We start from the raw sequence: 20,661 nt of genomic DNA on the forward strand, positions 1-20,661 counted from the left end.
CGATGTATGAGTTTGACTGGAGTTCAATCGTCCCTTCCCTCCCCTATCTGTGGGCGGGATTGCTGGTGACGCTGAAAATCACCGCCATCGCCATTGTGTTCGGTATCGTCTGGGGCACGCTGCTGGCAGTGATGCGTCTGTCGACCTTCGCGCCGCTGCGCTGGTTCGCCAAAAGCTACGTTAACGTCTTCCGCTCGATTCCACTGGTGATGGTGCTGCTGTGGTTTTATCTGATCGTGCCGGGTTTCCTGCAAAACGTGCTGGGCCTGTCGCCGAAAACCGATATCCGGCTTATCTCCGCGATGGTCGCCTTCTCGATGTTTGAGGCGGCGTACTACTCGGAGATTATCCGCGCCGGGATCCAGAGTATCTCCCGCGGGCAGTCGAGCGCGGCGCTGGCGCTCGGCATGACGCACTGGCAGTCGATGAAGCTGATTATTCTGCCGCAGGCGTTTCGCGCCATGGTGCCGCTGCTGCTTACCCAGGGCATCGTCTTATTCCAGGACACCTCGTTAGTGTATGTCCTGAGCCTGGCGGATTTCTTCCGCACGGCCTCCACGATTGGCGAGCGTGACGGTACGCAGGTCGAGATGATCCTGTTTGCCGGCGCTGTCTATTTTGTTATCAGTTTGAGTGCTTCGCTGTTGGTCAGCTGGCTGAAGAAAAGGACCGTCTAATGATTTCCCTGAAAAATGTTTCGAAATGGTATGGCCACTTTCAGGTGTTGACCGACTGCTCCACCGAAGTGAAAAAGGGCGAGGTGGTAGTAGTTTGCGGCCCGTCGGGTTCCGGTAAATCGACGCTGATCAAAACCGTCAATGGCCTTGAGCCGGTGCAGAAAGGCGAGATCCTGGTCAACGGCACCAAAGTGAATGATAAGAAGACCAACCTAGCAGAGCTGCGCTCCCACGTCGGGATGGTGTTCCAGCACTTTGAGCTCTTCCCGCACCTGTCGATTATCGAAAACCTGACGCTGGCGCAGGTGAAAGTACTGAAACGCGATAAAGCGGCGGCGCGTGACAAAGGGCTGAAGCTGCTGGAGCGCGTTGGTCTGACGGCGCACGCCAATAAGTTCCCGGCGCAGCTTTCAGGTGGTCAGCAGCAGCGCGTGGCGATTGCCCGTGCGCTCTGCATGGATCCGGTAGCGATGCTGTTTGATGAACCGACATCGGCACTCGATCCGGAGATGATCAACGAAGTGCTCGACGTGATGGTCGAACTGGCAAACGAAGGGATGACGATGATGGTGGTAACCCACGAAATGGGCTTCGCCCGTAAAGTGGCGAACCGCGTGATCTTTATGGATGAAGGGAAAATCGTCGAAGACTCAGAGAAGGACGCCTTCTTTAACGATCCGAAATCGGATCGTGCAAAAGACTTCCTCGCCAAGATCCTGCATTAATCTCCTTACGCCTGCCCGCGCGATGTGGGCAGGCGCTGGCTGTTAAGGTTCGAACGGACGGCGCTGGAACTGATCGTGGCCGCATTTCGGGCATAACGGCAGCACATCCGGCGTGTAGACCGCCAGATGGAAATGGCACTTCTCGCAAACCAGGTTCCCCAGCCCGACCACCTCCCCGCTGTGATAGACGCCGTGGTGATTGAGATCCTGAAATACCTCGCGCCACTCCAGCTGGGTTTTATCGGTAATATCCGCCAGCTCCTGCCAGATGCTCTCTTTAATCACCCGCATAAAAACGCCGTCGGTGACCTCACTCTGGCTTTCGTTGTAGCTGCGGGCGAACTCTTCCAAATCGCGACGAATGGCGCGCATTAACTCATCCGTCTCGGTTCGCGTTAACTCACCGGTCTGTGTGACCCTCAGGCGAGCCTGTTCAACCAATGCGTCAATATCGCGATCGCCATTACGCAGGCGCTCGGTCAGTGAAGCGACCAGTTCACGGTAAAATTGCGCAACCTTGTTCATCGTTTCGCCTCCGGTTAAGTGATTCATTTTAATGATAGACGTTAATTTCCCCCGCCTCTGCCGAGCCGTCTGTTGCGTGATGAAAAAGTGATGTGGCGCAGAGAAGGGCTATTTCACCAGCGCTTTTCGGAAAGGCTGTTTTGAGGCTGGCGTTTGGGCTATGCTATGCCGACTAAAAACCACCTATTAACGCTACATTTGTAGCTGTAGCAAAAACAGGACTACTGGCTGCCATGCAAGAGCAATACCGCCCGGAAGAGATAGAATCCACCGTACAGCGTCACTGGGAAGAAAAGCGCACATTCGAGGTCACCGAAGACGAGAGCAAAGAGAAATACTATTGCCTGTCGATGCTTCCCTATCCTTCTGGCCGACTACACATGGGCCACGTCCGTAACTACACCATTGGCGATGTGATCGCCCGCTACCAGCGCATGCTGGGTAAAAACGTGCTGCAGCCGATTGGCTGGGATGCGTTTGGCCTGCCGGCTGAAGGCGCCGCGGTGAAAAACAAAACCGCCCCTGCGCCGTGGACCTACGACAATATCGCCTACATGAAAAACCAGCTCAAAATGCTGGGCTTCGGCTACGACTGGAGCCGTGAAGTGGCGACCTGCACCCCGGAATATTACCGCTGGGAGCAAAAATTCTTCACCGAGCTCTATAAAAAAGGGCTGGTCTACAAAAAAACCTCTGCGGTGAACTGGTGCCCGAATGACCAGACCGTACTCGCTAACGAACAGGTTATCGACGGCTGCTGCTGGCGCTGTGATACCAAAGTTGAGCGTAAAGAGATCCCGCAGTGGTTTATCAAAATCACCGCCTATGCCGACGAGCTGCTGAACGATCTGGATAAACTGGATCACTGGCCGGATACCGTGAAAACGATGCAGCGTAACTGGATCGGCCGTTCTGAAGGGGTGGAGATCACCTTTGATGTGCAGAACAGCGACGAGAAGCTGACCGTTTACACCACCCGCCCGGACACCTTTATGGGCGTGACCTATCTGGCCGTTGCCGCTGGTCACCCGCTGGCGCAGCAGGCTGCCCAGAGCAACCCGGAGCTGGCGAGCTTTATCGATGAATGCCGCAACACCAAAGTCGCGGAAGCCGAAATGGCGACGATGGAGAAAAAAGGCGTCGATACCGGCCTGAAAGCGATTCATCCGCTGACCGGCGAAGCGATTCCGGTCTGGACGGCAAACTTTGTGCTGATGGAGTACGGCACCGGCGCGGTGATGGCCGTACCGGGTCACGACCAGCGCGACTACGAGTTTGCCAGCAAATATCAGCTGAATATCAAACCGGTCATCCTGAATGCCGACGGCAGCGAGCCGGATCTCAGCGCCCAGGCGCTGACCGAAAAAGGCGTGCTGTTTAACTCCGGCGAGTTCGACGGTCTCGATTTCAACGCCGCCTTCAACGCCATTGCTGACAAGCTGGCAGAGAAAGGCGTCGGTGAGCGTAAGGTGAACTTCCGTCTGCGCGACTGGGGCGTTTCCCGTCAGCGTTACTGGGGCGCGCCAATCCCGATGGTGACCCTTGAAGATGGCACCGTGATGCCGACGCCGGAAGACCAGCTGCCGGTGATCCTGCCGGAAGATGTGGTAATGGACGGCATTACCAGCCCGATCAAAGCCGATCCGGAGTGGGCGAAAACCACCGTTAACGGCCAGCCTGCGCTGCGCGAAACGGATACTTTCGACACCTTTATGGAGTCCTCCTGGTACTATGCGCGCTACACTTGCCCGCAGTACAACGAAGGGATGCTGGACCCGAACGCGGCGAACTACTGGCTGCCGGTTGATATCTATATCGGCGGTATCGAACACGCCATCATGCACCTGCTCTACTTCCGCTTCTTCCACAAGCTGATGCGCGATGCGGGCATGGTCAACTCTGATGAACCGGCCAAACAACTGCTGTGTCAGGGCATGGTGCTGGCAGATGCCTTCTACTACCTCGGCGAAAGCGGCGAGCGTAACTGGGTGTCACCGAAAGAAGCTACCGTCGAGCGTGACGAGAAAGGCCGTATCGTGAAAGCCACCGATGCCGCAGGCCATGAGCTGGTCTACACCGGTATGAGCAAGATGTCGAAGTCGAAAAACAACGGCATCGACCCGCAGGAGATGGTAGAGCGTTACGGCGCGGATACCGTGCGCCTGTTTATGATGTTCGCCTCCCCGGCAGATATGACGCTGGAGTGGCAGGAGTCCGGCGTTGAGGGGGCAAACCGCTTCCTGAAACGCGTCTGGAAACTGGTCTACGAACACACCGCCCAGGGTGCCGTTGCGCCGCTGGATCTGGCTGCGCTGAATGACGATCAGCAGGCGCTGCGCCGCGATGTGCATAAAACCATCGCCAAAGTCTCCGATGATATCGGCCGTCGTCAGACCTTCAACACCGCCATCGCGGCGATCATGGAGCTGATGAACAAGCTGGCGAAAGCGCCGCAGGAGAGCGAGCAGGATCGCGCTCTGATGCAGGAAGCGCTGCTGGCCGTGGTGCGTATGCTCAACCCGTTCACCCCGCACGCCAGCTTCACGCTGTGGCAGGAGCTGGGTGGCGAAGGCGACATCGATAACGCGCCGTGGCCGGTTGCCGACGAGAAAGCGATGGTTGAAAACACCACGCTGGTGGTGGTTCAGGTCAACGGCAAAGTGCGCGGTAAAATTACCGTCGCCGTCGATGCGACAGAAGAACAGGTTCGTGAACGCGCAGGCCAGGAGCACCTGGTGGCGAAATATCTTGAGGGCGTTACCGTACGTAAAGTGATTTATGTACCGGGCAAACTGCTCAATCTGGTCGTTGGTTAAGCGCGGGAGGAAGCGTGCGATATCTGGCAACACTGTTCGTAACCCTGGCGGTGCTAGTCACCGCTGGATGTGGCTGGCATCTGCGCAACACAACTCAGGTGCCGCCGGAAATGAAAACGATGATCTTTAACTCCGGCGATCCAAATGGACCGCTGAGCCGCGCTATCCGTAGCCAGCTGCGCCTCAATGGCGTCACGCTGCTGGATGAGAGCACAACGCGACAGGATGTGCCGTCGCTGCGTCTGGGCTCGGTGTTTATGGGGAATGATACTGCATCCGTGTTCCAGAATGGTCAGGCTGCAGAGTATCAGATGGTGCTGACTGTTACCGCATCGGTGCTGATCCCGGGTCACGATATCTATCCGATCAGCACCAAAGTGTACCGGTCATTCTTCGATAACCCGCAGAAGGCGTTGGCAAAAGCGGCCGAGCAGGAAATTATCGTTCAGGAGATGTACAACAAAGCCGCAGAGCAGCTTATTCGCCAGTTGCCGAGCGTGCGCACGGCGGACGAAAAAAACACGCAAAATGAGATATCTTCATCCTCACGCGTAAAGCCCGCCCCGGCAACGCCAGGTAGCTAATGCTCAGGCTTTATCCGGAACAACTCCGCGCACAGCTCAATGAAGGGCTGCGCGCGGCCTATCTGCTGCTCGGTAACGACCCGTTACTGCTGCAAGAGAGCCAGGATGCAGTGCGGCAGGTTGCCGCTACGCAAGGCTTCACGGAACACCACACCTTTTCGCTTGATGCCAGCACCGACTGGGATGCCATCTTCTCTATTTGCCAGGCGCTGAGCCTGTTCGCCAGCCGACAAACCCTGCTGTTACAGCTGCCGGATAACGGCCCGAACGCCGCGATGAACGAACAGCTGGCAAAGCTGGTTGGCCTGCTGCATGAGGATCTGATCCTGATTGTGCGCGGCAATAAGCTTACCAAAGCGCAGGAGAACGCCGCCTGGCTTAGCCAGCTTAATACGCAGGTGGTGCAGGTCAGTTGCCAGACGCCCGAACAGGCGAACCTGCCACGCTGGGTGGCAGCACGGGCAAAACAGAACAAACTGGAACTGGACGACGCCGCCAATCAACTCCTCTGCTACTGCTACGAGGGGAATTTGCTGGCGCTGGCGCAGGCGCTCGAACGCCTGGCGCTGCTGTGGCCCGACGGTAAGCTCACCCTGCCCCGCGTCGAGCAGGCGGTTAACGATGCCGCGCACTTCACACCGTTTCACTGGGTCGATGCCCTGCTGGCCGGTAAGAGCAAGCGCGCGTTACATATTCTGACCCAGCTGCGGCTGGAGGCGTGCGAGCCGGTGATCCTGCTGCGTACCGTGCAGCGCGAGCTGCTGCTGCTGGTCACGCTGAAACGCCAGATGACGCAGATGCCGCTGCGCGCGCTGTTTGATAAGCACCGGGTGTGGCAAAACCGCCGCGGCGCGACCACTGAGGCGCTGAACCGGCTGAGTGCCGATCAGCTTCGCCAGGCAGTGCATCTGCTGAGCCGTATTGAGCTGATCGTCAAGCAGGATTACGGTCAGTCGGTTTGGGCGGAGCTGGAGGGGCTCTCTCTGCTACTCTGTCACAAAGCCCTCGCTGACATCTTTATTGATGGTTGATATGAAACAGTTACAAGCGCTGTTTGGCGGCACCTTCGATCCTGTCCATTACGGTCACCTGAAACCGGTGGAAGCGCTGGCAAATCTTATTGGCCTGTCAAAAGTGACGATCATGCCCAATAATGTGCCGCCCCATCGCCCGCAGCCGGAGGCGAACAGCCAGCAGCGCAAAACCATGGTCGAGCTGGCAATCGCTGATAAACCGCTCTTCACCCTTGATGAGCGTGAACTGATGCGCAATGAGCCATCCTACAGCGCGGATACGCTGCAGGCGTGGCGGCAGGAGTCTGGCGAGCAGGCACCGCTGGCATTTATCATTGGCCAGGACTCGCTGCTCACCTTTCACAGCTGGCATCACTACGACACCATTCTTGATAACTGCCACCTGATTGTCTGCCGCCGCCCGGGTTATGCCCTGACGATGCGCGAAGAGGCGCATCAGCGCTGGCTGGACGCACACCTTACAACCCGCGTAGAGGATCTGCACACTCTGCCCGCCGGTAAAATCTATCTTGCCGAAACGCCGTGGTTTGATATCTCCGCCACGCGTATTCGCCAGCGGCTGGCGCACGATGAGCCGTGCGACGATCTGCTGCCTGCTGCCGTGCTCGAGTACATCCATCAGCAGGGCCTCTACCGCTAAACCGCGCGATAAACAGGAGAAGTGCATGCGACTCTGGTTAATACGCCACGGCGAGACCGAAGCGAACGTGGCCGGGCTCTACAGCGGACATGCCCCGACGCCCTTAACGCCAAAAGGATTAGCCCAGGCGCAAACCCTTCATGACCTGCTCTACGCCGTGCCGTTCGATTATGTGCTCTGCAGCGAACTGGATCGCGCCCAACAGACGGCTGCGCGCGTGCTGGCATCGCGCAATATCGAAACTCACACCACGCCCCTGCTCAATGAGATGTTTTTTGGCGACTGGGAGATGCGCCACCACCGCGATTTAACGCACGACGATCCCGAGCGCTACGCCGCCTGGTGTACCGACTGGCAGCATGCGGTTCCGACTAATGGTGAAGGTTTTCAGGATTTCTCGGCCAGGGTCGAGCGCGTGGTGACGCTGTTGCAGGAGCTAAAACAGACGCAGAAAAATGTGCTCATTGCCAGCCACCAGGGGGTTATCAGCCTACTGATTGCCCGTTTATTGAGTATGCCCGCCTCGTCGCTGTGGCATTTCCATATCGACCAGGGCTGCTGGAGCCGGGTGGATCTGCGCGACGATTTTGCCACGCTGCGGGTGCTAAACAGCCGCGCGGTCTGGCATCCTGACGATAAGTAGCCGCTTTTTCATCCATCTTTTAAGCTGTAGTGATTCGGTGATTGACAGGACCCCGCAGGCTGCTATTCTCCGCGCGCAGAAATTGTTTTACAAAATTGGCGATGCAATCGCGCGGCCAGGATGGGATGATAGCCCACTTTTCATGTCGCGAAGCCTGGACTTTTGTCCCGACATTCGCCGTCTTTCAGGTATAATGTCAGGCTGTTTATGACCAGTACATTTTTTACTCACCCAGGGGGAACACTTGCAGGGTAAAGCACTCCAGGATTTTGTTATCGACAAAATTGACGACCTGAAAGGTCAGGACATCGTCGCCATTGACGTTCAGGGCAAATCGAGCATCACCGATTGCATGATCGTCTGTACCGGCACTTCAAGCCGCCATGTTGCTTCTATCGCGGATCACGTGGTTCAGGAGTCCCGCGCAGCGGGCATGCTGCCACTGGGCGTAGAGGGTGAAAGCGCCGCCGATTGGGTGGTCGTTGATCTGGGCGACGTCATGGTCCATGTCATGCAGGAAGAGAGCCGTCGTCTGTACGAGCTGGAAAAACTCTGGGGTTAATGCGTGAAGCTGCAACTCGTCGCCGTCGGCACAAAAATGCCGGACTGGGTACAGACAGGTTTTACCGAGTATCTGCGCCGTTTTCCGAAAGATATGCCGTTTGAGCTGGTGGAAATTCCCGCCGGCAAACGCGGCAAGAACGCGGATATTAAGCGCATCCTCGATAAAGAGGGTGAACTGATGCTGGCCGCCGCCGGCAAAAACCGCATCGTCACCCTTGATATCCCCGGCAAACCGTGGGATACGCCGCAGCTGGCACATGAGCTGGAGCGCTGGAAGCAGGACGGACGCGATGTCAGCCTGCTGATCGGCGGCCCGGAAGGGTTGTCTCCCGCCTGCAAAGCGGCAGCTGAACAAAGTTGGTCGCTCTCTGCGTTGACACTTCCTCACCCGCTGGTGCGTGTGCTGGTTGCCGAAAGCCTGTATCGCGCATGGAGTATCACGACCAACCATCCTTATCACCGTGAGTAACGAGTCTTAGGCGGATTTAGCAGCGGATGAAATTACAGAACTCTTTTCGCGACTATACGGCTGAGTCCGCGCTGTTTGTGCGCCGGGCAGTAGTCGCTTTTACGGGGATATTGCTGCTTTCCGGCGTGCTGATCGCCAACCTTTATAACCTGCAAATCGTCCGCTTTGCGGACTATCAAACCCGCTCCAACGAAAACCGCATCAAACTGGTGCCCATCGCGCCCAGTCGCGGCATTATTTACGATCGCAACGGCACGCCGCTGGCGCTGAACCGCACCATCTACCAGGTGGAGATGATGCCGGAGAAGGTCGATAACGTGCAGCAAACCCTCGACGCGCTGCGCGATGTGGTCGATCTGAACGATGACGATATCGCCAACTTCAAAAAGGAGCGCGCGCGCTCGCACCGCTTTACCTCGATTCCGGTGAAAACCAACCTCACGGAAGTGCAGGTGGCGCGCTTCGCCGTCAACCAGTACCGCTTTCCCGGCGTGGAAGTAAAAGGCTATAAACGCCGCTACTACCCCTTCGGCTCTGCGTTGACCCACGTGATCGGCTACGTGTCGAAAATCAACGATAAAGACGTCGAGCGGCTGGATAAAGATGGCAAGCTTGCCAACTATGCCGCAACCCACGATATCGGCAAGCTCGGCATCGAGCGCTACTACGAAGATGTGCTGCACGGCCAGACCGGTTATGAAGAAGTGGAAGTGAACAACCGGGGCCGCGTGATCCGCCAGTTGAAAGAGGTGCCGCCGCAGGCGGGACACGATATCTACCTGACGCTCGATCTTAAGCTACAGCAGTATATTGAAACCCTGCTCGCCGGCAGCCGCGCGGCGGTCGTGGTGACCGATCCGCGCACCGGCAGTATCCTGGCGCTGGTCTCAACGCCGAGTTACGACCCGAACCTGTTTGTGGATGGTATCTCCAGCAAGGATTACTCCGGGCTGCTCAATGACCCGAACACGCCGCTGATTAACCGCGCCACCCAGGGCGTCTACCCGCCAGCGTCAACGGTTAAGCCTTATGTCGCGGTCTCCGCGCTCAGCGCCGGGGTGATCACCCGCAATACCAGCCTGTTCGATCCCGGCTGGTGGCAGCTTCCGGGTTCCGAAAAACGGTATCGCGACTGGAAAAAATGGGGACACGGGCATCTGAATGTCACCAAATCCCTGGAAGAGTCCGCCGATACCTTCTTCTACCAGGTCGCTTACGACATGGGCATCGATCGGCTCTCCGAGTGGATGAGCAAGTTCGGTTACGGTCATTACACCGGCATCGACCTTTCGGAAGAGCGCTCCGGCAACATGCCAACCCGCGAATGGAAACTGAAGCGCTTTAAGAAACCCTGGTATCAGGGCGATACCATCCCGGTCGGCATCGGCCAGGGGTACTGGACCGCGACGCCGATCCAGATGAACAAAGCGATGATGACGCTGATTAATGACGGCATCGTAAAAGTGCCGCACCTGTTAATGAGCACCGTCGAGGATGGCAAAAAAGTGCCGTGGAAGCAGCCCACGCAGCCGCCGGTGGGTGATATTCACTCCGGCTACTGGGAGATTGCCAAAGATGGCATGTATGGCGTCGCGAACCGCCCTAACGGTACCGGTCACAAATACTTTGCCAACGCGCCTTACAAAGCGGCGGCGAAATCGGGTACCGCGCAGGTCTTCGGCCTGAAGGCGAACGAAACCTATAACGCCCACCGTATTGCCGAGCGTCTGCGTGACCATAAATTGATGACCGCTTTCGCCCCGTACGATAACCCGCAGGTCGCCGTCGCCATGATTCTGGAAAACGGCGGCGCAGGTCCGGCCGTGGGAACCATCATGCGGCAGATCCTCGACCACATTATGCTTGGCGACAACAACACCGAATTGCCGGCGGAAAACCCCTCCACGGCCGCGGCAGAGGACCAATAATCATGACGGATAATCCGAACAAAAAATCGTTCTGGGATAAGATCCATCTCGACCCAGCGCTGCTGCTGATCATTCTCGCGCTGCTGTTTTACAGCGCGATCGTTATCTGGAGCGCCAGCGGCCAGGATATCGGCATGACCGAACGTAAAATCGGCCAAATAGCTATGGGGCTGGTGGTCATGGTCGTGCTGGCGCAGGTGCCGCCGCGCGTCTATGAAGGCTGGGCACCCTATCTCTATGTCTTCTGCGTTATCCTGCTGATTGCGGTTGACGCCTTCGGCGCTATCTCCAAAGGCGCGCAGCGCTGGCTCGATCTCGGCGTGGTGCGTTTTCAGCCCTCGGAGATTGCCAAAATCGCCGTACCGCTGATGGTGGCGCGCTTTATCAACCGCGATGTCTGCCCGCCATCGCTGAAAAATACCGGCATTGCGCTGGTGCTGATCTTCGTCCCTACCCTGCTGGTGGCGGCGCAGCCGGATCTCGGCACCTCGATTCTGGTGGTGCTCTCCGGGCTGTTTGTGCTGTTCCTCTCCGGCCTGAGCTGGCGGCTAATCGGCATTGCCGCGCTGCTTGTCGCCGCCTTTATTCCGATAATGTGGTTCTTCCTGATGCATGATTATCAGCGCCAGCGCGTGATGATGCTGCTCGATCCGGAAACCGATCCGCTCGGCGCGGGCTACCATATTATTCAGTCGAAAATCGCCATTGGTTCCGGCGGCCTCAGCGGCAAAGGCTGGCTGCACGGTACCCAGTCACAGCTGGAGTTTCTGCCGGAGCGCCACACGGACTTTATCTTCGCCGTACTGGCGGAGGAGCTGGGTCTGGTAGGAATATTGATCCTGCTGGCGCTCTACCTGCTGTTGATTATGCGCGGGCTGTGGATCGCCGCGCGGGCGCAAACCACCTTTGGCCGGGTGATGGCTGGCGGTTTGATGCTGATTCTGTTCGTATATGTGTTCGTAAATATTGGTATGGTAAGCGGTATCTTGCCGGTGGTAGGCGTTCCGCTGCCGCTGATCAGTTACGGGGGTTCCGCCCTCATCGTACTCATGGCCGGGTTTGGTATCGTGATGTCGATCCATACCCACAGAAAAATGTTGTCCAAGAACGTTTAAGAGGTGCGCAATGCATAAGCTTTGGCCTGGGATCTGTATAGCAGCAGGGTTACTGGCGGCCTGTACGAGTAATGATAATCAGCAGCAGACGATGGTTGCGCCACAGCCTGCGGTCTGCAACGGCCCGGTGGTGGAGATCAGCGGCGCTGAGCCGCGCTATGAAACACCTAACGCCACGGCGAATCAGGATTATGAGCGCGACGGTAAACGCTACACCATCGTGCAGGATCCCTCCCGCTTCAGCCAGGCGGGCTTTGCCGCCATCTATGACACCGAGCCGGGCAGCAACCTGACCGCCTCCGGTGAAGCGTTCGATCCGATGCAGCTTACTGCCGCGCACCCGACGCTGCCAATTCCGAGCTATGCGCGTATCACCAACCTGGCGAACGGCCGCATGATTGTGGTGCGCATTAATGACCGTGGTCCTTACGGCAGCGATCGCGTTATCTCGCTGTCGCGCGCCTCTGCCGATCGCCTGAATACCTCGAATAACACCAAAGTGCGCATCGATCCAATTATCGTCGCGCAGGATGGCTCGCTCTCTGGCCCGGGGATGGCCTGTACCAAAGTGGCGCAGCAGACCTACGCCCTGCCCGCGCGCCCGGATTTGAGCGGGGGCGGCATGAGCGCTGCGCCGCAGCCGAACGAAGCCCAGCCGATGCAGCCGATTGCCGCACAGCCAGCGGAAACGCAGGCTAACGTGCAGCCGATCAGTAACGATACGCTGAAAAGCGATGATGCGACCGGTGCCCCGGTGCGCAGCGGCGGTTTCCTCGGCGCGCAAACGCCGCTCGCCTCTGGCGTGCTGGAGAGCAGCGAGGCCGCGCAGCCCGCAATGAACACCACCACCCAGCCTGCTACCGCTACGCCGGTGAACCAGACAGAGCCGGTTACACAGACGGCTGCGCCTGCCACGCGTAACTCCCCGGTGACGGCACCTGGTTCGGTGCAGGGCACCGTTCACAGCGCGGCACCGGCTGCCAGTGCGCCTGCTGCCGCCGCAGCGGCCAGCGGAAGCTATGTGGTGCAGGTTGGCGCAGTAAGCGATCAGACTCGCGCGCAGCAGTATCAGCAGCGCCTGGCGCAGCAGTTCTCCGTGCCGGGTCGCGTGACGCAGAATGGCGCGGTGTGGCGTATTCAGTTAGGGCCGTTCAGCAATAAGTCTGAGGCCAGCGCTCTGCAGCAGCGTCTGCAGAGCGAAGCGCAGTTACAATCTTTTGTAACCCGCGCCCAGTAGTCAGGAAAGGTGTCTGAGTTTGTCAATTTGTGTAAGTATGATTCACACTCTCACGCGCAAAGTCAGATGCCTGCCGGTATAGCTTTTGCTATAGTAAGGCACTTTTTTTAACTCCATCACGGATGTCGTTGTTCGACCATGAAGACCACTTTTTCCGCTCGTTTCGTGCAGCGCCTGGCGCTCACCACGGCGCTGACCGCAGCTGCCCTCTCCGCTGCGCATGCCGATGACCTGAACATTAAAACCATGATCCCAGGCGTTCCGCAGATCGATGCGGAGTCCTATATCCTGATCGATTACAACTCCGGCAAAGTGCTGGCGGAACAGAACGCCGATGCGCGTCGCGATCCGGCAAGCCTGACCAAAATGATGACCAGCTACGTTATCGGCCAGGCAATGAAAGCGGGTAAGTTCAAAGAGAGCGATGTGGTGACCATCGGTAATGACGCCTGGGCAACCGGCAACCCGGTGTTCCGCGGCTCCTCGCTGATGTTCCTGAAGCCTGGCATGCAGGTGCCGGTTTCCCAGCTTATCCGTGGTATCAACCTGCAATCGGGCAATGACGCCTGCGTGGCAATGGCCGACTACGTCGCCGGCAGCCAGGACGCGTTTGTTGGCCTGATGAACAGCTACGTCAACGCGCTGGGCCTGAAAAACAGCCACTTCCAGACCGTGCACGGCCTGGACGCTGAAGGTCAGTACAGCTCCGCCCGTGATATGGCGCTGATTGGCCAGGCGCTGATCCGCGATGTGCCGAATGAATACTCCATCTACAAAGAGAAAGAGTTCACCTTCAACGGCATCCGCCAGACCAACCGTAATGGTCTGCTGTGGGATAACAGCCTGAACGTTGACGGCATTAAAACCGGTCACACCGATCGCGCCGGGTACAACCTGGTGGCCTCAGCAACCGAAGGCCAGATGCGTTTGATCTCCGCCGTGATGGGTGGACGTACCTTTAAAGGGCGTGAAACCGAGAGCAAGAAACTGCTCACCTGGGGCTTCCGCTTCTTCGAAACCGTCAGCCCGCTGAAAGCCGGGAAAGAGTTCGCCTCTGAGCCAGCCTGGTTTGGTGACAGCGATCGCGCCTCGCTGGGCGTGGATAAAGATGTCTACCTGACCATTCCGCGCGGTCGTATGAAAGACCTGAAAGCGAGCTATGTGCTGAACAGCAGCGAGCTACACGCGCCGCTGCAGAAAAACCAGGTGGTCGGCAGCATCAACTTCCAGCTGGATGGCAAAACTATCGAACAGCGTCCGCTGGTGGTGCTGCAGGAGATCCCGGAAGGTAACTTCTTCGGCAAAATCATTGATTACATTAAATTGATGTTCCACCACTGGTTTGGCTAAAGATTGCGCACTTGAAAGTGTGATCTCTGCCCCCATATACTGAACATCTCAAAAAACTCCTGCCCCTTCGGCAGGAGTTGTTATTTTTTACGCCGGAGCTGACATGAAAACCAATCTTAAAGAACTGCTTGAATTCCCGACACCTTTTACTTACAAAGTGATGGGTCTGGCGAAGCCTGAGCTGGTTGATCTGGTGGTTGAAGTGGTACAGCGCCATGCGCCAGGTGATTACTCTCCGCAGGTAAAACCGAGTAGCAAAGGCAACTACCACTCGGTCTCAATTACCATCAACGCGACGCATATTGAACAAGTTGAAACGCTGTACGAAGAGCTTGGCAATATCGAAATTGTTCGTATGGTGCTGTAAAAGTTAGTGACGTTACCCGGAGCCATTCGGGTAACGTTTTCGCTGTGATATACTCCCCGCACTCTTTTCTCCGCCGGAGATGCCGTTTTGTCTCAGGACACCATTCTTATCCGCAATCTTGGTTTACAGCCTTACGCGCCTGTTTCTCAGGAGATGCACGACTTCACCGATCGCCGCGATGACGACACCCCCGATGAGATCTGGCTGGTGGAACACCCGCCTGTTTTTACCCAGGGCCAGGCCGGTAAAGCCGAACACGTGCTCGCCGCGGGCGATATTCCGGTCATTCAGAGCGATCGCGGCGGCCAGGTGACCTACCACGGGCCGGGTCAGCAGGTTATGTATGTGTTGATTAACCTCAAGCGCCGGAAAATTGGCGTGCGTGAGCTGGTCACGCTGCTGGAAAACACGGTGATCAATACCCTGGCGCAGCTCGATATTGTGGCGAATGCACGGCCGGATGCGCCGGGCGTCTATGTCGATGGCAAGAAGATCTGCTCGCTCGGTTTACGCATCCGCAAAGGCTGCTCATTCCATGGCCTGGCGCTGAATATTGATATGGACCTCGCACCGTTTATGCGCATCAACCCGTGCGGTTATGCCGGGATGGAAATGACCCAGGTCAGCAAACTTGTTGAAAACGCGAGCATGGATAAAATAAGGACGATTCTTATCCAGCACTTTATAGCGTTACTAAACAATCCGCCTCATCAATATATGAGCGCTTAATGTATGATGTATGATGGCCCGCAATTTGTGCGGGTCGTTATTTATTTGCCCTGTTAACGCTTTACAATAGAAGCCATATTCTCTATTTTCAACCTGCCTGCCCTCTCTGGCTAATATGCGTTACCATGCTTCGCCAGACTTCTTACATATGCTTCAGGCCAATTGTTTTCCGACTGCATTGCCCGGCATCGTGATGAAAAAATCTACGTAATGATGAGACGAGACAGGACGTTAACTCAGTTTGCTGATGAACAAAAAAAACAAATTCAACTATCATTAATATTGCGAATGAAAACGGAGCACAAGCGTGGATAATAAGAGCCTGCCGGAAAAGCGAATAACAGTGCGTCCCCAGGATGATAAGCCGCAAGTCTTCCGAACCCTGCGCAATATTGATCTCAATTTATTGACCATTTTTGAGGCGGTATATGTGCATAAAGGGATCGTTAACGCCGCGAAAGTGCTAAACCTGACGCCATCCGCTATTAGCCAGTCAATCCAAAAATTGCGTTCAATATTTCCCGATCCGCTTTTCATTCGCAAAGGTCAGGGCGTGACCCCAACCGCTTATGCAGCCCATCTGCATGAATATATCAGCCAGGGGCTGGAGTCAATTCTCGGCGCGCTCGATTTAACCGGCAGCTACGATAAGCAGCGCACGATAACGGTGGGTACCACGCCCTCTATCGGCGCGCTGGTGATCCCGGTGGTCTTTCAGGCGATCAAAGAGAGCGCCCCGCATCTGATGATGCGCAACATCCCGATAAGCGATGCTGAAAGTCAGCTCAGCCAGTTCCAGACCGATCTGATTATCGATACCCATATCGCCAGTTCGCGCACCATCAATAACCACGTACTCTTTTCTGACCGCCTGATGCTGGTGTGCCGCAAAGATCACCCTTGCCTGAACGAACCGATTAATGAGCTGGCGTTGCAGAAGTATGAGCACACGCTGTTGATGCTTGAGGGGCAAAACCTGAGCGCGCTGCGCCAGCGGATGCAGGATCTCTTCCCTGAACGCCAGGTCTCGTTTAGCAGTTACAATATGTTCACAATCGCTGCACTGATTGGTAACAGCGATCTACTCGGTCTGATGCCGTACCGTTTATATGAACTTTTCCGCCACTGCTGGCCGCTGGTCGAGATCCCCTTCCCGCCAGTCAACAATGAGCGCCTGGATATTTCGCTTTACTACAATAAGTTAAGCCTGCGCGACCCGGTGCTGGAGAGCGTGGTAGATGTGATCAGACGGGCGTTTTAACGCCAGCTGGTACCAGGAAAAGTGATAAATGGCCTGCGGGCCTTTAGCACAAAACAACAACTATTTCACAATTTGGCAGTCCGTCAGGCTGCTTTATCCCCGCTATAGATGGTATACTGCGCCTACGTTAATTCAAAAATAGTTGATAAATACAACTTCTCCTTGAATTGAAATGCCTTCTTCGTCACCCGCAACTGGAACACGCACGCTATGAGTAAACCCATTGTGATGGAACGCGGTGTAAAGTATCGCGACGCCGATAAAATGGCGCTTATCCCGGTAAAAAACGTGGCAACAGAGCGTGAAGCCCTGTTAAGAAAACCGGAATGGATGAAAATCAAACTCCCGGCCGACTCCTCCCGTATCCAGGGTATCAAAGCTGCCATGCGCAAAAACGGGCTGCACTCTGTTTGCGAAGAGGCTTCCTGCCCGAACCTCGCTGAGTGTTTCAACCACGGTACCGCCACGTTTATGATCCTTGGCGCCATCTGTACGCGTCGCTGCCCGTTCTGCGATGTGGCGCATGGCCGTCCTGTTGCGCCGGATGCCAACGAACCGCTGAAACTGGCGCAGACTATCGCCGATATGGCGCTGCGTTATGTGGTGATTACCTCCGTTGACCGCGACGATCTGCGCGACGGTGGCGCCCAGCACTTTGCTGACTGCATTACTGCGATCCGTGAGAAGAGCCCGACGATCAAAATCGAAACCCTGGTGCCGGATTTCCGCGGCCGTATGGATCGCGCGCTTGATATCCTCACCGCCACGCCGCCGGACGTTTTCAACCACAACCTGGAAAACGTGCCGCGTATCTACCGCCAGGTGCGTCCTGGGGCGGATTACAACTGGTCGCTGAAACTGCTGGAGCGTTTTAAAGAAGCGCACCCGGAGATCCCGACGAAATCGGGCCTGATGGTCGGTTTAGGTGAAACCAATGCGGAAATCATTGAAGTGATGCGCGATCTGCGTCGTCATGGCGTAACCATGCTGACGCTGGGCCAGTATCTGCAACCGAGCCGTCACCACCTGCCGGTGCAGCGCTACGTCAGCCCGGATGAGTTTGAAGAGATGAAAGAGGAAGCGCTGGCGATGGGCTTTACCCATGCCGCTTGCGGTCCGTTCGTCCGCTCCTCCTACCATGCAGATTTGCAGGCCAAAGGGATGGAAGTGAAGTAACACTTACTTACACTCAAAACAGAAAAACCGGCTAATAGCCGGTTTTTTTTCGCCTGTCGTGGCACGATTACTCTTTGTGAGAGAGTTTCTCTGCTGTGACAACGTCTGCGTCTTTCTTCGCGGCGTCATCATCGTTCATGGCTTTTTTGAAGCCCTTGATCGCTGCACCAAGATCGCCGCCCAGTGTACGCAGTTTCTTGGTCCCAAACAGCAGAACCACTAACGCGGCCACGACCAGCAGTTTAGTAATACTAATCTCACCCATAGATACCTTCTTTCATAAAACAGGCTGTAAAAAGCACCGTTGATAACCTGACACCATTAACGGTCATTCAGTGCGCGCACACAATAGCAATCTGTAACGAGATGAATCAAGCACTGATTAAAAAAACATCACAACAATTGAGGATGCGCAAAACGGCGGTTGCGCAAAACGGGAAGTTTTTCCCGCGTTTGCGCCACGCGCTCAGCCGTCACATCGGCAAAAATCAACTGCGCCTCCTCGGCTGCTGCCGCAACCGTAACACCTTGCGGATCGACGATCCGGCTTTGGCCAATATTCTTGTTGCCGCACTCGCCGGCAGCCACCACATAACAGGTGGTATCCAGCGCCCGCGCGGCAAGCAGCGTCGCCCAGTGCATCTCTTTTAGCGGCCCGCGCACCCACGCACCGGGCAGCACCAGCAGTTCAGCACCCTGTAACGCCAGCGATAATGCCAGCTCCGGGAAACGCAGATCGTAACAGGTCATCAAACCCACCTGCATGCCCTCCACCTCAATCAGCGGTGGCAATGTGTTTCCGGCGTCGACCCGCGCGGACTCCTGCATGCTGAACGCATCATAAAGATGCAGCTTGGCATACTGCGCGATGATCTCCCCGCCGCGCAATACCACCAGCGTATTAACCGCCCTGTCCGCTGTCGACGGAACGTGGATGGTCAGCACAGTGGTCATGGTATTACGTCGGCTCTCTTCGCAAAGCAGGCTCAGAAAGCCCTCATCAAGCCGCTGTGCGGATTTCACCGACATATGCGGGTCATTATCATCCCGCGCCAGTAATGCCTCTGGCAGCACCAGCAGCGAGACCTGTTGACGCGCGGCCTGTGCCATTAAGGATACACACGTACGGGCGTTAGTTTGCCACACGGGTGTGACAGCAAATTGTCCGGCAGCAACAATCATCACGTTTCTCCTTACAGTATTGCCATAGCCAGTTTCCGGCCACGACGGTAAACTCGGCACATTCACTTATCAGATAGCAGGATAGCTCAGTGTTACAACTCCTTTTAGCGGTATTTATTGGCGGCGGCACGGGCAGCGTGGCGCGCTGGATGTTAAGTATGAAGCTTAACCCGGTACATCAAATCATTCCGCTTGGTACGCTGACGGCGAACTTAATTGGCGCATTTATTATTGGCGCCGGGCTGGCGTGGTTTAACCGTATGACGCATATCGATCCGGTATGGAAAGTGCTGATAACCACCGGGTTTTGCGGCGGGTTGACGACCTTCTCCACCTTTTCGGCGGAAGTGGTGTTTTTACTGCAGGAGGGGCGTGCAGGCTGGGCACTGCTGAATGTCGCCGTTAACCTGTTGGGATCGTTTGCCATGACCGCACTGGCGTTCTGGCTCCTCTCAACCGCTAACGCAAACTGAAGGCAATAAAAAACCCGCCTTTCGGCGGGTTTTGGAATTCTTGCTGTACGCGCTGATTAAACAGGCATTACGTTAGCAGCAGATGGGCCTTTGGCACCGTTAGTGATTTCAAACTCAACGCGCTGACCTTCGGCCAGGGTTTTGAAACCATTGCTCTGGATTGCAGAGAAGTGTACGAACACATCTTTGCTGCCATCTTCCGGAGTAATGAAACCGAATCCTTTGGATTCATTAAACCACTTAACGTTACCTTTAATCTTAGACATCAAAATTACCTTTACATGAAAAAACGACACAAATGCTGTGTCGGGTATCAGTACAACAATTGTCGCGAGTTTTGTCCAGTCGTTATTCGCGAAAAAGTGATAAATGTCGCGAACTTTTTTTCCAGCGCCGCATTATTCCGCGTTTTTCGCGCTGTTTACTCTTTGTCCACTATAACCACTGATACGGCGATCAAAACTGAAAGCGCATCCACGCGAAGTAAACGTTACCGTTGTTATAGGTGCCGGGAATGTAGGTCATCTGGAAGGTCGCTGGTCCATAGCCAATGGAGGCCAGCGGCAGCAGCACCGGAATCGGGATGTATTTCCAGTTATCGCGCGCGGTGACACCCGCGGTGTAACCAAGCCCCAGATGGAAATTCTCATCCGCCAGTGGGCGCCAGGTCTTTTCCCAGCCGTAGCCGCCAATTGGCTCCCACTTGTTAAAGGAGTCTTTGAACGCCATCAGGTAAAGCCCGTGCCAGTTCCCTTTCTCATCCCAGCGATCCTGACCAAAGCCTGCGCCCCACGGACGCTCGTTATAGCGATCGGTTTTGTCCTTGTCATAGGCGAAACGCGCATGCCAGGTGATGGCAGGCACATAGAGATCGTAGTTATCCGGCTGCTGCCACGTTTGCTTAACGTTGTCAGCGAAAACGGTGTACCAGGGTTTGTCTGCTGCGTGAAGTGTTGGAATCAGTAAAATCTGTAAACACAAAAAGACAGCGAAATATTTAAATTTTTTATAAACAGCCACAACAAATTTTCCATATAACAAATCAACTTCTATTTTCCGACACCTTACCTTAATAGTTCCTTAACGAAATTAGTGTTGTTCTTAAAGCTGCCAGGAAGAGTCCCATTTCCTCGCTGGTTACAAAACTTAATAAAGTATCAAGCGCC

General features: G+C 55.8%; 23 protein-coding genes. 18 read left to right on the forward strand and 5 right to left on the reverse strand.

The window, feature by feature from the left end:
* Positions 1 to 2 precede the first annotated feature (2 nt).
* Both gltK and ABIC80_RS10285 read left to right on the forward strand, forming a co-directional pair.
* Positions 3 to 677, forward strand: a complete 675-nt coding sequence (gene gltK / locus ABIC80_RS10280) for a glutamate/aspartate ABC transporter permease GltK (RefSeq protein WP_023479932.1) — start codon at positions 3 to 5, stop codon at positions 675 to 677.
* Positions 677 to 1,402, forward strand: coding sequence for an amino acid ABC transporter ATP-binding protein (locus ABIC80_RS10285; protein WP_023479949.1), 726 nt, complete (start codon positions 677 to 679; stop codon positions 1,400 to 1,402). The genes gltK and ABIC80_RS10285 overlap by 1 nt, the downstream gene beginning before the upstream one ends.
* A 42-nt stretch (positions 1,403 to 1,444) precedes the next feature.
* Here the strand turns inward: ABIC80_RS10285 and ABIC80_RS10290 are convergent, their stop codons facing one another.
* The gene (locus ABIC80_RS10290; RefSeq protein ID WP_054804213.1) at positions 1,445 to 1,927 is read right to left on the reverse strand and encodes a zinc ribbon-containing protein; all 483 of its coding nucleotides are present in this window, start codon (positions 1,925 to 1,927) and stop codon (positions 1,445 to 1,447) included.
* 233 nt (positions 1,928 to 2,160) lie between these two features.
* On the opposite strand from ABIC80_RS10290, the gene leuS reads away from it, so the two are divergent.
* The 15 genes from leuS to lipA all read left to right on the forward strand — a co-directional run bounded on the left by leuS (position 2,161) and on the right by lipA (position 17,840).
* Positions 2,161 to 4,743 carry a leucine--tRNA ligase gene (gene leuS / locus ABIC80_RS10295; RefSeq protein ID WP_429176942.1) on the forward strand — a complete coding sequence of 861 codons (2,583 nt, stop codon included), beginning with the start codon at positions 2,161 to 2,163 and terminating at the stop codon, positions 4,741 to 4,743.
* A gap of 14 nt (positions 4,744 to 4,757) precedes the next feature.
* Positions 4,758 to 5,327 carry an LPS assembly lipoprotein LptE gene (lptE, locus tag ABIC80_RS10300; protein WP_200135154.1) on the forward strand — a complete coding sequence of 190 codons (570 nt, stop codon included), beginning with the start codon at positions 4,758 to 4,760 and terminating at the stop codon, positions 5,325 to 5,327.
* Complete coding sequence (gene holA, locus ABIC80_RS10305; protein ID WP_042715225.1) at positions 5,327 to 6,358, forward strand: DNA polymerase III subunit delta; 1,032 nt, start codon at positions 5,327 to 5,329, stop codon at positions 6,356 to 6,358. The genes lptE and holA overlap by 1 nt, the downstream gene beginning before the upstream one ends.
* Position 6,359: 1 nt before the next feature.
* Complete coding sequence (gene nadD / locus ABIC80_RS10310) at positions 6,360 to 7,001, forward strand: nicotinate-nucleotide adenylyltransferase (RefSeq protein ID WP_305206636.1); 642 nt, start codon at positions 6,360 to 6,362, stop codon at positions 6,999 to 7,001.
* A gap of 25 nt (positions 7,002 to 7,026) precedes the next feature.
* Positions 7,027 to 7,644, forward strand: coding sequence for an adenosylcobalamin/alpha-ribazole phosphatase (locus tag ABIC80_RS10315; RefSeq protein WP_305206637.1), 618 nt, complete (start codon positions 7,027 to 7,029; stop codon positions 7,642 to 7,644).
* Positions 7,645 to 7,888: 244 nt separating this feature from the next.
* Positions 7,889 to 8,206 carry a ribosome silencing factor gene (gene rsfS, locus ABIC80_RS10320; RefSeq protein ID WP_023479923.1) on the forward strand — a complete coding sequence of 106 codons (318 nt, stop codon included), beginning with the start codon at positions 7,889 to 7,891 and terminating at the stop codon, positions 8,204 to 8,206.
* A gap of 3 nt (positions 8,207 to 8,209) precedes the next feature.
* Positions 8,210 to 8,677 carry a 23S rRNA (pseudouridine(1915)-N(3))-methyltransferase RlmH gene (gene rlmH, locus ABIC80_RS10325; RefSeq protein WP_003858701.1) on the forward strand — a complete coding sequence of 156 codons (468 nt, stop codon included), beginning with the start codon at positions 8,210 to 8,212 and terminating at the stop codon, positions 8,675 to 8,677.
* Between the two features lie 26 nt (positions 8,678 to 8,703).
* Positions 8,704 to 10,605, forward strand: coding sequence for a peptidoglycan DD-transpeptidase MrdA (gene mrdA / locus ABIC80_RS10330; RefSeq protein ID WP_042715218.1), 1,902 nt, complete (start codon positions 8,704 to 8,706; stop codon positions 10,603 to 10,605).
* Positions 10,606 to 10,607: 2 nt separating this feature from the next.
* The gene (mrdB, locus tag ABIC80_RS10335; RefSeq protein ID WP_023479966.1) at positions 10,608 to 11,720 is read left to right on the forward strand and encodes a peptidoglycan glycosyltransferase MrdB; all 1,113 of its coding nucleotides are present in this window, start codon (positions 10,608 to 10,610) and stop codon (positions 11,718 to 11,720) included.
* 10 nt (positions 11,721 to 11,730) lie between these two features.
* Positions 11,731 to 12,957 carry an endolytic peptidoglycan transglycosylase RlpA gene (rlpA, locus tag ABIC80_RS10340; RefSeq protein ID WP_429176945.1) on the forward strand — a complete coding sequence of 409 codons (1,227 nt, stop codon included), beginning with the start codon at positions 11,731 to 11,733 and terminating at the stop codon, positions 12,955 to 12,957.
* A 138-nt stretch (positions 12,958 to 13,095) separates the two neighbouring features.
* The gene (dacA, locus tag ABIC80_RS10345; RefSeq protein WP_023479926.1) at positions 13,096 to 14,307 is read left to right on the forward strand and encodes a D-alanyl-D-alanine carboxypeptidase DacA; all 1,212 of its coding nucleotides are present in this window, start codon (positions 13,096 to 13,098) and stop codon (positions 14,305 to 14,307) included.
* A 103-nt stretch (positions 14,308 to 14,410) separates the two neighbouring features.
* Positions 14,411 to 14,674, forward strand: coding sequence for a DUF493 family protein YbeD (gene ybeD, locus ABIC80_RS10350; RefSeq protein WP_017455881.1), 264 nt, complete (start codon positions 14,411 to 14,413; stop codon positions 14,672 to 14,674).
* A gap of 87 nt (positions 14,675 to 14,761) precedes the next feature.
* Positions 14,762 to 15,403 (forward strand): lipoyl(octanoyl) transferase LipB, encoded by a 642-nt coding sequence (lipB, locus tag ABIC80_RS10355; protein ID WP_429176947.1) that lies wholly within the window; start codon positions 14,762 to 14,764, stop codon positions 15,401 to 15,403.
* 307 nt (positions 15,404 to 15,710) lie between these two features.
* Positions 15,711 to 16,664: a YbeF family transcriptional regulator gene (locus ABIC80_RS10360; RefSeq protein ID WP_429176949.1), complete on the forward strand. Its 954-nt coding sequence runs from the start codon at positions 15,711 to 15,713 to the stop codon at positions 16,662 to 16,664.
* Between the two features lie 210 nt (positions 16,665 to 16,874).
* Positions 16,875 to 17,840, forward strand: coding sequence for a lipoyl synthase (lipA, locus tag ABIC80_RS10365; protein WP_034813118.1), 966 nt, complete (start codon positions 16,875 to 16,877; stop codon positions 17,838 to 17,840).
* A 67-nt stretch (positions 17,841 to 17,907) separates the two neighbouring features.
* Here the strand turns inward: lipA and tatE are convergent, their stop codons facing one another.
* Together tatE and ABIC80_RS10375 are read right to left on the reverse strand one after the other, a co-directional pair.
* The gene (gene tatE / locus ABIC80_RS10370; protein WP_023479962.1) at positions 17,908 to 18,105 is read right to left on the reverse strand and encodes a twin-arginine translocase subunit TatE; all 198 of its coding nucleotides are present in this window, start codon (positions 18,103 to 18,105) and stop codon (positions 17,908 to 17,910) included.
* Positions 18,106 to 18,233: 128 nt separating this feature from the next.
* Positions 18,234 to 19,022, reverse strand: a complete 789-nt coding sequence (locus ABIC80_RS10375; protein ID WP_429177018.1) for a deaminated glutathione amidase — start codon at positions 19,020 to 19,022, stop codon at positions 18,234 to 18,236.
* Between the two features lie 89 nt (positions 19,023 to 19,111).
* Between ABIC80_RS10375 and crcB the strand changes: the two genes are divergently transcribed.
* Positions 19,112 to 19,495: a fluoride efflux transporter CrcB gene (gene crcB, locus ABIC80_RS10380; protein ID WP_054804124.1), complete on the forward strand. Its 384-nt coding sequence runs from the start codon at positions 19,112 to 19,114 to the stop codon at positions 19,493 to 19,495.
* Positions 19,496 to 19,551: 56 nt separating this feature from the next.
* On the opposite strand, the gene cspE is transcribed toward crcB, so the two are convergent.
* Together cspE and pagP are read right to left on the reverse strand one after the other, a co-directional pair.
* Positions 19,552 to 19,761, reverse strand: coding sequence for a transcription antiterminator/RNA stability regulator CspE (gene cspE, locus ABIC80_RS10385; RefSeq protein ID WP_007373839.1), 210 nt, complete (start codon positions 19,759 to 19,761; stop codon positions 19,552 to 19,554).
* Positions 19,762 to 19,951: 190 nt separating this feature from the next.
* Positions 19,952 to 20,515: a lipid IV(A) palmitoyltransferase PagP gene (gene pagP, locus ABIC80_RS10390; RefSeq protein WP_076769543.1), complete on the reverse strand. Its 564-nt coding sequence runs from the start codon at positions 20,513 to 20,515 to the stop codon at positions 19,952 to 19,954.
* Positions 20,516 to 20,661 lie beyond the last annotated feature (146 nt).

The sequence above is a fragment of the Kosakonia sp. 1610 genome, assembly GCF_050435845.1.
In the GTDB taxonomy this organism is placed as follows: domain Bacteria; phylum Pseudomonadota; class Gammaproteobacteria; order Enterobacterales; family Enterobacteriaceae; genus Kosakonia; species Kosakonia cowanii.